The organism is Streptococcus sp. SR1 (genome assembly GCF_000526075.1).
GTDB classification, from domain to species: Bacteria; Bacillota; Bacilli; order Lactobacillales; family Streptococcaceae; genus Streptococcus; species Streptococcus halitosis.
This window is the reverse complement of the sequence record NZ_JATR01000002.1, coordinates 112,362-124,354: the sequence shown is the minus strand read 5'-3', so window position 1 is coordinate 124,354 and position 11,993 is coordinate 112,362. Positions and strand designations below refer to the sequence as shown.

General features: G+C 41.0%; 15 protein-coding genes. 1 reads left to right on the top strand and 14 read right to left on the bottom strand.

What is annotated here, in order from left to right; all coding sequences use genetic code 11:
• Nucleotides 1-130 precede the first annotated feature (130 nt).
• The 6 genes from HMPREF1518_RS00700 to HMPREF1518_RS00675 form a co-directional block, all read right to left on the bottom strand.
• On the bottom strand, nucleotides 131-643 hold the full coding sequence (locus HMPREF1518_RS00700) for an adenine phosphoribosyltransferase (RefSeq protein WP_033583486.1): 513 nt from the start codon (nucleotides 641-643) through the stop codon (nucleotides 131-133).
• Nucleotides 644-817: 174 nt separating this feature from the next.
• Entirely contained in the window at nucleotides 818-1,507 is a 690-nt protein-coding gene (gene rplA, locus HMPREF1518_RS00695) for a 50S ribosomal protein L1 (RefSeq protein ID WP_033583485.1), read from the bottom strand.
• A gap of 207 nt (nucleotides 1,508-1,714) precedes the next feature.
• Nucleotides 1,715-2,140: a 50S ribosomal protein L11 gene (rplK, locus tag HMPREF1518_RS00690; RefSeq protein WP_001085808.1), complete on the bottom strand. Its 426-nt coding sequence runs from the start codon at nucleotides 2,138-2,140 to the stop codon at nucleotides 1,715-1,717.
• Between the two features lie 122 nt (nucleotides 2,141-2,262).
• Nucleotides 2,263-2,979: an LD-carboxypeptidase LdcB/DacB gene (gene ldcB / locus HMPREF1518_RS00685; protein WP_033583484.1), complete on the bottom strand. Its 717-nt coding sequence runs from the start codon at nucleotides 2,977-2,979 to the stop codon at nucleotides 2,263-2,265.
• A gap of 15 nt (nucleotides 2,980-2,994) precedes the next feature.
• Complete coding sequence (locus HMPREF1518_RS00680) at nucleotides 2,995-3,456, bottom strand: HIT family protein (RefSeq protein ID WP_033583483.1); 462 nt, start codon at nucleotides 3,454-3,456, stop codon at nucleotides 2,995-2,997.
• A 1-nt stretch (nucleotide 3,457) separates the two neighbouring features.
• Nucleotides 3,458-4,495, bottom strand: a complete 1,038-nt coding sequence (locus HMPREF1518_RS00675; RefSeq protein ID WP_033583482.1) for a M42 family metallopeptidase — start codon at nucleotides 4,493-4,495, stop codon at nucleotides 3,458-3,460.
• Between the two features lie 134 nt (nucleotides 4,496-4,629).
• On the opposite strand from HMPREF1518_RS00675, the gene HMPREF1518_RS00670 reads away from it, so the two are divergent.
• Nucleotides 4,630-5,181, top strand: coding sequence for a DUF1307 domain-containing protein (locus HMPREF1518_RS00670; RefSeq protein ID WP_033583481.1), 552 nt, complete (start codon nucleotides 4,630-4,632; stop codon nucleotides 5,179-5,181).
• 48 nt (nucleotides 5,182-5,229) lie between these two features.
• On the opposite strand, the gene brnQ is transcribed toward HMPREF1518_RS00670, so the two are convergent.
• The 8 genes from brnQ to HMPREF1518_RS00630 all read right to left on the bottom strand — a co-directional run bounded on the left by brnQ (nucleotide 5,230) and on the right by HMPREF1518_RS00630 (nucleotide 11,970).
• The gene (gene brnQ, locus HMPREF1518_RS00665) at nucleotides 5,230-6,555 is read right to left on the bottom strand and encodes a branched-chain amino acid transport system II carrier protein (RefSeq protein ID WP_033583480.1); all 1,326 of its coding nucleotides are present in this window, start codon (nucleotides 6,553-6,555) and stop codon (nucleotides 5,230-5,232) included.
• A 185-nt stretch (nucleotides 6,556-6,740) separates the two neighbouring features.
• On the bottom strand, nucleotides 6,741-7,028 hold the full coding sequence (locus tag HMPREF1518_RS00660) for a rhodanese-like domain-containing protein (RefSeq protein ID WP_033583479.1): 288 nt from the start codon (nucleotides 7,026-7,028) through the stop codon (nucleotides 6,741-6,743).
• The gene (locus HMPREF1518_RS00655) at nucleotides 7,025-7,615 is read right to left on the bottom strand and encodes a uracil-DNA glycosylase family protein (RefSeq protein ID WP_033583478.1); all 591 of its coding nucleotides are present in this window, start codon (nucleotides 7,613-7,615) and stop codon (nucleotides 7,025-7,027) included. The genes HMPREF1518_RS00660 and HMPREF1518_RS00655 overlap by 4 nt, the downstream gene beginning before the upstream one ends.
• Before the next feature lie 53 nt (nucleotides 7,616-7,668).
• The gene (gene pepV, locus HMPREF1518_RS00650; protein WP_033583477.1) at nucleotides 7,669-9,069 is read right to left on the bottom strand and encodes a dipeptidase PepV; all 1,401 of its coding nucleotides are present in this window, start codon (nucleotides 9,067-9,069) and stop codon (nucleotides 7,669-7,671) included.
• 12 nt (nucleotides 9,070-9,081) lie between these two features.
• Nucleotides 9,082-9,687: a nitroreductase family protein gene (locus HMPREF1518_RS00645; protein WP_000670152.1), complete on the bottom strand. Its 606-nt coding sequence runs from the start codon at nucleotides 9,685-9,687 to the stop codon at nucleotides 9,082-9,084.
• Nucleotides 9,688-9,872: 185 nt separating this feature from the next.
• Nucleotides 9,873-10,394: a hypothetical protein gene (locus HMPREF1518_RS00640; protein ID WP_000720914.1), complete on the bottom strand. Its 522-nt coding sequence runs from the start codon at nucleotides 10,392-10,394 to the stop codon at nucleotides 9,873-9,875.
• A 140-nt stretch (nucleotides 10,395-10,534) separates the two neighbouring features.
• Complete coding sequence (locus tag HMPREF1518_RS00635; RefSeq protein WP_033583476.1) at nucleotides 10,535-11,368, bottom strand: metallophosphoesterase family protein; 834 nt, start codon at nucleotides 11,366-11,368, stop codon at nucleotides 10,535-10,537.
• The gene (locus HMPREF1518_RS00630; RefSeq protein WP_033583475.1) at nucleotides 11,365-11,970 is read right to left on the bottom strand and encodes a hypothetical protein; all 606 of its coding nucleotides are present in this window, start codon (nucleotides 11,968-11,970) and stop codon (nucleotides 11,365-11,367) included. Before HMPREF1518_RS00630 ends, HMPREF1518_RS00635 begins: the two co-directional genes overlap by 4 nt.
• Between the last annotated feature and the right edge of the window lie 23 nt (nucleotides 11,971-11,993).

Here is an 11,993-nt window from a genome sequence, read left to right as displayed (position 1 = left end):
AACCTCCAAATACTTCTTCCCTATATTATACTGTATGAAGATATAGTTTTCAATTATAGTTTTTCTCTAACTAGCTATAGTTAATTTATATAGCTGATGAAGAGAAAACAGCCCAAAGGACTGTTTTTTATTAATAATGCATAAGTACCTTGTAATCGTAATCTCCGATTTTTTCACGGCCCTTAAGATCATCCAGTTCAATCAAGAAAGCACAGCCTGCTACAATTCCACCAAGTCTTTCAATCATCTCAATTGTTGCCTTGACAGTTCCACCTGTTGCCAAGAGATCATCTACGATGAGAACGCGTTGGCCTGGCTTGATTGCATCAGCATGCATGGTCAAGGTATCGATACCGTACTCTTTCTCATAGTCAGCAGAAATCACTTCACGTGGCAATTTCCCTGGTTTACGAACAGGTGCAAAGCCAATTCCCAACTCGAAAGCAACTGGGCATCCGACAATAAATCCACGGGCCTCTGGGCCCACAATCATGTCAATTTTTTTGTCTGTTGCATACTGAACAATTTCACGAACAGCATAGCTATAAGCATTTCCATCTGCCATCAAAGGGCTAATGTCACGGAAGGTGATGCCTTCCTTAGGATAATTTTCAATCGTTGCGATATAATCTTTTAAATTCATCTTTTTCTTTCTTTCAAAGTTTTTTACTCTCTATTATACCATATTTTCTGTGAAAGAAGAAGAGGAAACGCACTATTGCTACAAAGCTGATCAATGAACTGATTTTTCTAAAAGGTCATACTCATCAAAAAAACGAGCACTTTCGTACTCGTCTTCTCTTTTATAAACTACTGATTAAAGTGAGTTTACGTCAACTTTGATACCAACACCTTGAGTAGTTGTGATTGTCAAGTTTGTTACGTAAGTTCCTTTAGCTGTAGCTGGTTTTGATTTTTGGATTGTTTCGTTGAAAGCTTTGAAGTTTTCAACCAATTTTTCAACTTCAAATGATACTTTACCGATGATTGCTTGAACGTTACCTGCACGGTCAGCACGGTAAGTAATTTTACCACCTTTAGACTCTTCAACTGCTTTAGCAACATCCATTGTTACAGTACCAGTTTTAGGGTTTGGCATCAAGTTACGTGGTCCAAGGACACGCCCAAGACGTCCAACAAGAGCCATCATGTCAGGTGTAGCGATAACTACGTCGAAGTCCAACCAACCGTCGTTGATTTTCGCAACAAGATCATCTTCACCAACAAAGTCTGCACCAGCAGCTTTTGCTTCTTCAGCTTTTGCACCACGTGCGAAAACAAGAACGCGTGAAGTTTTACCAGTTCCGTTTGGCAATACCATTGCTCCACGGATTTGTTGGTCAGCTTTTTTTACGTCGATGTTCAAGTTGTAAGCAACTTCTACAGTTGCGTCAAATTTTGCAAAGTTAGTTTCTTTTGCAAGTGCTACAGCTTCTTCTACACTGTATGCTTTTGTGCTGTCAATTTTCTCAAGAGCAGCACGAAGTTGTTTGCTTTTTTTAGCCATTTTCTATTCTCCTTGTAAGTGGTTCAATCGATTTTCATCTCCCACGTCACTTCTCGAAATGATGAAGCCTTGCGGGTTTTCAGTCTATTATTTTCCTTTTCCTACTTCGTTCGGTTCCTTTACTGTACCTAAGTACAAGCCTCAGTCACTTGCCTAGTATGAAAAGCAACTAATAGACTGCTGTGAGATTTTCTACTGTGTTATTGATTAGTCAACAACAGTGAATCCCATAGAACGAGCAGTACCTTCGATCATACGCATTGCAGACTCAATGTTTGCTGCGTTCAAATCTGGCATCTTAGTTTCTGCAATTTCTTGTACTTGTGCACGAGTAACTGTAGCAACTTTAGTTTTGTTAGGTGTACCTGATCCTTTTTCAACACCTGCAGCTTTTTTCAAAAGAACAGCAGCTGGTGGTGTTTTTGTTACGAAAGTAAATGATTTGTCTTCGTATACTGAGATAACAACTGGAATGATCATACCAGCTTGGTCAGCTGTACGAGCGTTGAACTCTTTTGTGAATCCCATGATGTTGATACCAGCTTGACCAAGAGCAGGTCCGACCGGTGGAGCTGGTGTAGCTTTACCAGCAGGGATTTGCAATTTTACAAGTTTTTCGACTTTTTTAGCCATTTTTAAATCCTCCTTTGTGGTTTTGGCGGTAATGTAAGATTTTTACCTCCCACAAGTATGCTTTACACATACCCATCTATTATACACTATTTATCTAAAAATGCAAGAGAAAAATTTCTTTTTTAATCGACGTAATCTCCGCCTTCAAAGCCATAGTATTCTTCCAAACTAAGGCCACTTGCAGCAATTTCTTTGGCCTCTTTTCCGACGTAGCGAAGATGCCATTCTTCCGCCATATAGCCAGTCTCTTTTTCCTTGCCTTTGAGATAGCGAACAACAAAGCCATAGTCAGCTGCATGATCCAAGAGCCACTGAGCCGCCTTCTCCTCCGTCACTAATTCTCCATTTGTCCCAATCAAATCAAAAGCAAGACCTGTTTGGTGTTCACTGTATCCAGGGCGGGCTGAGTAGCGATCTGCCTCTTCCTTACCATCTTGATTCACATAGTCTTGATAAAGTTTGGTTTGAGTTTCATAACTTCTAAAACCACTGTAGTGATCGCTGATTGGGTAGCCAGCTGCTTGCATTGCTGCAATGAGTTTGACCAACTCTGCCTTGGCTGTTGGATTTTCTCCTGGATTGTAGTCTTTTGACAAAGGATAGTGCTTATTAGCTACGACGATTTCATCGTATTTCCCTTGTATACTATAGTGGTCTCCCTTATTGACAACTTCTGCCTTCTTCTGACTAGAAGCTTGAGATTTGCTTCCTACAGTTCCTTCAGATTGGCTAGTTTGTTCCGTTTTTTGAGTATTTTCTTCATTTTTAGGTTGTTCTTGAGAACATGCTGCTAGGGTTACTGCTAGCAAACCAGATAAAATGATATATCTTTTTTTCATTTTTTGCTTCCTCTCTTAGACCAAGTGCTTCTCTAATTCATCGGATAAGGTTTTAATCATTTGTTCCAACTCATGGGATTTCACTTGGCAATCTTCTGCCGCCATTTCTTCCCAGGGCACCCACCAGACTGGACCACGACCATTCAATCCATAACCCCTCATATCACCTGATCGTCTTGGAAAGAGGTGCCAGTGGGCGTGGGCATCTCCATTTCCTAACAGTTCAATGTTCATCTTTTCAGCTTTAAACGCTTTGGCGACTGCTTCTTGGACCAAACTCATTTCCTCTAGAAAACGCAGTTTTTTAGAAGTCTCCATATGGTGGAGTTCTGTGACATGCTCTTTTGCCAGAAATAAGGTATAGCCCCTAAAGTATTGATGGTCTCCAATGACAACATAGCCTGTTTCTAGTTCTTTTACAAAGTAGGGATTTTCCCCTGCCTTGATCCATTCAATTCTTTGACAAATCAAGCACATATTAGTCTACCAATGCACTCTTAAGATAGGCATCAACCATACGCTCCGTCGCTACTACTGAATCAATGTGTGTTCGTTCGTAAGAGTGACTGGACTCAATACCAGCTCCAAGGAGGGCATGCTTGACTTCTGCTCCCGCAGACATGGCCGCTGAAGCGTCCGAACCATAAAATGGATAGATATCTAGCTTAAATGGAATATCTTGCTCTTTCGCCAAAGCCACTAAATGTTGACGGAAGTCATAGTGATAGGGACCTGAAGCGTCCTTGACACAGATAGATACTGTGTACTCATCCGTCTGCTGGTCATCTCCCATTGCCCCCATATCGACAGCTAGATATTCCACCACTTGAGTTGGAATATTGGAGTTGGCACCATGGCCAACCTCTTCAAAGACTGAAAAAGCAAAATGAGTTGTTACTGGTAATTCAATTCCCTCTTCCTTATAAACACGAAGAAGATTGAGCAAAATCGCTGCGCTGACTTTGTCATCCAAGTGACGTGACTTGATAAAACCAGTCTCTGTCACGACAGTTCGCGGGTCAAAACTGATAAAGTCGCCAACCTCGATGCCCAAGGCGCGGGTTTCTTTTTCATTGGTTACTTTTGCATCCAAACGCACTTCCATATTGTCCTGAGTGCGTTCAGCAGTTCCTGCATCTTTGTAGACATGGCATGATGTCTGGTGGATGAGAATGGTTCCAGATACCTTTTTACCTGTGCTAGCTACATGAACCGTACAGTTCTCCCCTTCAATCATGTTCCAAGGGAAACCACCGATACGATCCAATTTGAGACGACCATCCGGTTTGACAGCACGGACAATAGCACCCAGCGTATCCACATGGGCAGTCACATAGCGGTGTTGGTCATCATTTTGACCTTTAATAGTAACATTAACACCACCCTTGGCTGTACGGACTGGCTGGTAGCCAAGCTCTTCTAAAGTATGGACCAAGTAGTCTGAAATCTCACGAGTGAAACCCGTTGGTGATGCAATAGCGGTTAGTTCTTTGATATAGTTTATAGTCTGATTCATTTCTTCACCTCTTTCCTACCATTATAACATTTTTCTAGTCAGACTCCTTCTCAAAAGGAGAAAAACTATGTTTAGTTGCTTTCACTATAGATCCATGTTATAATACAAATACTTTGATTATGAAAGGAAATTCTATGGAAACTCTTGTCAAAACTTCACTAGCCCTTGTGGCTTCACTTGTCCTCCTACTCGGATGTTCCAAACAAGCATCAACACCTACTAACAGCAGTACCAAAGAAGACACAACAACTCAGTCAAGCGAGACCAAACAAAGCAGTCAACAATCATCTGAAAAGAAAGATGAGACAGAAACCCACACATTTGTCCACAATAGCAAACCTGGGATTCATTCTACCTTGACTTATACTGTGAAGGGAGATGACGTTGTAAAACAAACTGTTCATAATGTACTTGACCCTGAAAAACTTAATAATACCGCGGAAGGTATTAAGGAAATTGTTGACGATACTTATAAAGGTTATGAAGGGGTCAAAGGGGTTACACAAAAAGTTGAAATTCAAGACGGAAAAGTTATCCAAAACATCGAGGTTGACATGACTGTTGCAAGTCTTGACGAATTGAAAAAAGCAATGCCGAACGAATATTCTGGTATTGGAAGCCGTGTAAGCTTTGCTGCCTCGAAAAAAATGCTTAAAGAAGCTGGTTATACCGAACAAAACAACTAATGAGTCGTGCTCATACAAAAAATTCTTGGTCGATGACCAAGAATTTTTTTATTCCATCTCAAAAACGTCACTCTCTTGTTTGTTTGGTAGAACCAATGAAAGCAAGATTCCGATAATAGCTGGCACTAGCCACGGAAGAGAGGCTGACGCAAACGGAAGGGCATTAATCAGATTTTCTAGAAACTCTACCTTAAAGGAACTTCCAAGGACGCTTGCAAGCGCAATAGCTGTAACAAGCCCAATGGTTAACTGCATGCCCGGTTTTGATAGGGCGACAAACTTATTCACAATTACGATCATCACAATGGCGATGGTGATTGGGTACAAGATTACCAGTACTGGCACTGAGTACTTAATGATTGCATCAAGACCAAGATTTGCAATAGCAAATCCAATCAAGGTAAAGGCAGTTGCATAGACCTTGTAGCTGATTTGTGGGAAACGTCCGTTAAAGAACTCTGCTGTTGACACAATCAAGCCAACTGTCGTTGTGAAGCAGGTTACTGTTACCATAACAGCAAGGAAGAGTTGAGCTGTTGAACCAAAGATTTCCTGAGTTGCTTGCGACAAGATATAAACACCTGGTGTTCCACCCTTCATCACTTCTGCTGGTACTGGGAAGTGATTTCCAAGGAATCCTAAACCAATGTAAAGAGCGCTAAAGGCAAGAGCTACAACGATACCAACCACCCAAATAGTTGAAATGTATTCTTTCTTACTGGAAAATCCCAGTTGTTTCAAGGTTTGAACAGCAATTACACTGAAGGCAACTGAAGCAAGGGCATCCAAGGTATTATAACCTTCTAGGAAACCTGTCCCAAAGGCAGAAGCTTGATAAGCAGCTGACGCAGTTTGAGGACTGGTTCCACCATATTTGAAGGCACCTAGTACAACCAAGATAACGATCAACAAAGCAAAGACTGGTGTCAAGATTCGTCCGATACGGTCCAAAATCTTTGATGGATTGAGTGAAATCAGATAGGCCGCTGCAAAATACAACACAGTAAAGACGATCAATCCTAGACCTTTATTTGCTTCAGACAAGAGGGGGCTAATTCCAACTTCATAAGCTGTTGTGGCTGTACGCGGAATGGCAAAGAAGGGACCAATCGATAGATAGAGGACTGCAAGATAAAGCGTCGCAAACCAAGGTGAGATTTTCTTAGAAATCTCGTGAATGTATCCTTTCGGGTTTAGTGTTCCAATAATGAGAGTCAAAACGGCGATACCGACACCTGAAAAGACAAAACCTGCAATGGCAGGAAGAAAATGTTCTCCAGATAGGGCACCTAGAGAAGGCGGAAAAATCAAGTTCCCCGCACCAAAAAATATTCCAAACAGGAGCAAACCTGTTAGGGCACCTTTTTTAGCCATAAAGAATCTCCTTCATATTTCTAAAATACTGACCTAGTATATCACGAATAAGAGTATGAAAAAAGCATCACGAAGTAAATATTGAATGTTTTCAATATTTTTAAAAATAAGAATTATCTAAAAACAAAATCCCTTACTCAGTTGGAGCCGAGCAAGGGAAAACTAGGATCTATCGCCATATAGGTTTAAAGATTTTCAAAGGCCGTCATTCCACCTTGGACATTGATAACGTCATAACCCTTTTCAGCTAGAAATTGACAAGCACGCGCTGATCTCATCCCAGATTTACAAATAACATAATGTAACTGCTCCTTGTCCAACTGCTCATAAGTATCAGCCAGTTGACTAAGCGGTAAGTTGTGTGCACCTTCTAAATGAAGCATCTTGAACTCTTCTATTTCTCTCACGTCCACTAGAGAAAGCTGACCATTTTGGTAAAGCTGATAAAATTCATCGAAGGCTATTTCTTTCATTCTTTTTCTCCTAAAATCGTTTTAATTCTTTTTTTCAAATCTGGCACCACTTCTGACTCAAACCAAGGATTTTTAGCCATCCAGATTTGATTTCGTGGTGATGGGTGAACCAGAGGGAAAAATTCTGGTAGATAGTCTTTGTAGCGTTTTACCCGTTCTGTTACCTTGCCACTAATTTTCTCATGTAAATAATAGGCTTGGGCATATTGCCCAATCAAAAGTGTCAATTCAATATTTGGACATTCCTTGAGGAGTTGTGGGTGCCATTTTTCGGCAAAGCCTTTACGGGGGGGAAGGTCGCCCGATTTTCCATGTCCTGGAAAATAAAAATCCATGGGAATAACTGCAAACAAGCCCGAATTGTAAAATGTATCTTCATCTACACCTAGCCACTCACGCAGCCGATCACCACTCTTATCCTTCCAATAAATCCCAGCTTCTTGCGTTTTAAACCCCGGAGCTTGACCGACAATATTGATGCGAGCAGTTTTTGGCGCCGCAAAGAGAGGTTCGATTCCACGTTCTGTATAGCTGGCATTCTGCGGATCCGCCATAATGGCTTGCTTGATTCTTTCGATTTGAGACATCTGTTTTCCCTCCAAAAAGAAGTCTAAGCATAAAATCTCAGACTTCTATCATTTTATTTGATCAATTCATAGATAGCTTCTGCATAGATTGCTGCTGCTCGGAAGAGATCGTCCAAGGCGATAAATTCATTGGCTTGGTGCATAGTGTCAATTGAGTCTGGGAACATCGCACCGTAGGCAACCCCACGTTCTAGCAAACGACCAAAGGTACCACCACCGATGACTTGTTCGTGACCTTGGAGACCAGTTTGTTTTTCATAGACATTCAACAAGGTTTGCACAAGTGGATCTTCCATCGGTACATAGTGAGGTGTATGACCATGGGCAGAGAGGCTAACAGAAGCAACTGGCAAGTTTTCAAGGATTGACTTGATTTGCTCTGGGCTTGTTCCTTTTGGATAACGGAAGTTGAGGGCAATGGTATTGTCAGCACTTGCTTCGTCAAAGCGGAAGACACCCGCATTCATAGAAAGGGCACCCATTTTTTCATCCACATGAGCAACCTTGAGATTTTCACCCTCATGGTCATTCAAGAGAATCTTACCAGCAATGTCGAGGTAGTCTTTGGCTGGTCCAGCAAAGTCAAATTGGCTGAGGAAGAATGCTAGGTAAGTAGCCCCATTGACACCTGAAGCAGGCATAGCACCATGGGCAGATTTACCAATCACAGTCACCTTGTACTGACCGTTTTCTTCTTGGAGTTCTCCTCTAAGTTTGTGCTCTGCAACAAAGGCATCTAGTTTAGCTTGCAAGTCAGCTAAGACACCTGAAACGACTGCTGTTGCTGATTCAGGCACCATGTTTTCACGCAAACCACCTGTAAAGCTGTGAAGACGAGCAGCACCTGCATTTTCACCTGCAAAGTGAAGGTATTCTGTGATATTTCCTTTTTCACCATTGATGATAGGGAATTCAGCGTCTGGAGAGAAGCCAAAGTCTGGTTTTGCAAGTCCTACATGTTCAAAGTAGTAGTCCATATCTGCCCAGCCTGATTCTTCGTCTGTTCCGACAATAAAACGAACTTTCTTAGAAGTTGGAAGACCCAATTCTTTGATGATTTTCAAACCATAGTAACAAGCTGTTGTAGGTCCCTTGTCATCTGAAGCTCCGCGCGCATAAAGGCGACCATCTTTGATAGTTGGTGTATAAGGGTCCGTGTCCCAACCGCTACCAGCTGGCACCACGTCCATGTGAGCAAAGATTCCGAGAACTTCTTCTCCTTCACCAAACTCAAAATGTCCTGCGTAGTTATCAACATTTTTAGTTGGATAGCCATCGCGGTCTGCTATTTCAAGGAATTTCTCCAAAGCTTTTACTGGACCAGGTCCAAAGGGATGCTGCGCATCTGCCTTGCTATCATCACGTTCTGAGTTGATTTCCAAAAGGCTAAACAAGTCAGCCAAGAGGTCTTCTTTGCGTTTTTCTACTTCTGCTGTAAAATCAATTGCTGTCATTTTTTCTTCCTTCTATCTTTTCTCTATGATTTCATCTACTGGCAAGCGGTAGCTTGGTTCTAATTTCTCGTCTGTGTAACCCACTGTAATCAAGAGTTCTGGGCGGAAACGGTCTTCAATGTCCAAAACTTCGTTGGCTTTTGATTTGTCAAATCCAAGGATAATGTTAGAACCGATTCCTTGGTCTGTAAGAGCCAGAACCAAGTTCATGGCAACCAAACCTGCATTGAGGGCTAGGTAGTCGCTAACTTGTTGTTCACTGTAACGCGCAAACTCGGCAGGCAAATTCTTCATGAAATATTGAAGTTGCTCTTCTGAGAAATTCTTTGCGCCACCAACACGGGCAATCTTGCGGGCACGTTTGGCAAGATCTGTATCTGTAAACAAGGCAATGGTCACTGGCGCTGATGATACCTGCTCAAAGTTCGAACCATAAGCTAATTTTGCCAATTCAGCATTTTTCTCACGAACAACCACAAACTTCCATGGCTGGCTATTGTGGGCACTTGGGGCCAAGGTTGCGATTTCGATAGCCGTACGCACATCTTTGGGATCTACCGGTTTATCAGTAAAATGCTTGGTCGCATGACGTTTTTTATTTAATTCAAGAAATTTCATAATCGATTTCCTTTTCTAATTCTACTGCTTCCATTCTACCATAATTTGAAAGAGCTTGCAGAGATTTTTCATAGAGTTAGTACTTCTTTCAAACTCTCTACTATCCACTTGTAGCTTTTTATGTAGGTATCGTTTTGGATTTAAACAAATCAAAAAGCAGGTGATAATTCACCTACTTTCTCATATTATTGACCAGATGTGTATGGAGCAACTGCTTTATACGCTGACTCCAGTGCTTTCTTCATTGTATCACGTCCAGTTTTCAACTGTTGAACAAATAGAGTACGAGTTTGTTCTGGCACTACTGTATCATCAGAACCAATACTTGAAAGACTTTCGTTAAATGACTCTCTTACAGTCTCCATAGACTTAAGTGCGGGTTCAACTTGGGCGTTATATGCTTCTTTTCCACTCTCTGGAATTTTTTCTCCAATTTCAACTGCATGCTTTTTATAATTGTCAACTAGTTTACCAAAAACTTTCTTCACATCTCCAACAGTTTTAGCATTGTCAATTTCTTCATCAGTGATCAAAACAACCTCATTATTTTCTGTCTTTGAACTAGACGTTGTTGATGAGGTCTCTGAAGAAGTTTGCTCTACAGAACTTGAATTTTTAGTTGAAGAATCAGACGTTGTTTTCCCTGAACATGCTGCTAAAACAACAACAGATAAAAGAGCCATACTGGCTGTAATAATTTTCTTCATAATGTTCTCCTTTTTATTAAGAATTAAGTCCATTCTATAACAAAATAATTTCAATGTCAAACTTTAGCTAAACCATCTTTTCTAAGCAATTCGACTACAAACCTCACTTCCAAATAAGAGCGTCCATTTTATTTCTAACTTTACAAAAAATCAAAATAATCCTTCACATCCTCTACATACCCATGCTTTTCAATTAAACTAGCTAAGAGTTCTAGATTGTGCCCCCGATAGTTGTCATCTCGGCGTAGTTCTTCATACATTTCGATAAAAGGAAGGTCCTTGGACTTGGCCAATTCTAACTCCGCTTCATAATCATAAGAAACTTTTCGGAATAGAATATTTACCAATTCCCCATCTTCTACTTCTATCACGGCATACTGGGCACGGTGATTTTTTAACTTTTCCCAATCAAAATAGGGCATGCCAATCGTACCTGGATTGATGATTTGTTGCCCTTGACTACCGTAACGAAGCAACTGCTTGTGGACATGACCATAGACTGCCACGTCCGTTTCCTCGTCTAGGAGTTGGTCAAATTTATCTGTGTTATTCCCAACAGACAAGTCACCACCATAATTCTTATTTGGCAAATTATGAGAAAGAGAAAAGTGCAGTCCATCAACTTCTTTCTTTTCTAGCATAGGTAAACTTCGTAGCCAGACAATCGTTTCAGGATCCATTCGCTCCATTAAAAACTGGGTCATACGCATGAGCTGGATTTCCTGTGGGTCTTCTAAGCCATATTGCCCATCTAAAGCCTCTAAGACACAATCATCCCAATTGCCTCGAACACTTGCTGTGATAGGAAGTTCCTTTAACAGAGCGACCAAGTCATTTGCACCTGGACCAGGTAGAAAAATATCTCCCAGAAGCCAATATTCACTGGCTCCTTGAGTTTTAGCATCTGCAATCACTGCTTCTAGTGCAGTCACATTGCCATGAATATCTGATAAAATTGCGATTTTATGGTTCATGATGGTTTTCCTTTTTCTATTTCATCTAGCCAATTGTGAAACTCCCAACGAAGAGGAGCTTCCTTGCCTATTCTTTGCCTCAAATGTTCTTGATATTGAAGATAGAAAGCGTAATCTCCCCAACTACTCCACACTTGAGAAGGTTTTGGGATACACAACTGTTTGTTCGCCCTCTCTAACACGATGTTATCTATCGGTACGTGTAAAAAAGGAAAAACGGAGTCTAGGGTTACAGCTTCAAGCATATAGAGATACTTGAAAGTCATATTAATCCACTTTTGAGCATGACCATAAGTGAATCGAATCCCATTTGAGCGATAGCAATCTATCAGAGCATCACAAGTCCTATGATGCCAACTATCAAAATCAGTTTGACACAGCTTGTCCCGATTCAAGAGATTTAAAATCGCTTCTTTGATACACTTAGAGGCCCGATTTCTCATCTCCAAGCGCTGTTCATCTGGCATGCCATGAAATCGCAAGGTTCGATTAAAATCAAGATAGGCTCGAGTAGTTGCAGCTAAAAATAAATCTTTTGAATTCCCAAAGTAAGCAAATCGTAAAAAAAGGAGTATATCTCTGTCAATCTCAATCCTATTCATTTCTTCTACTTTCTATCTAGATA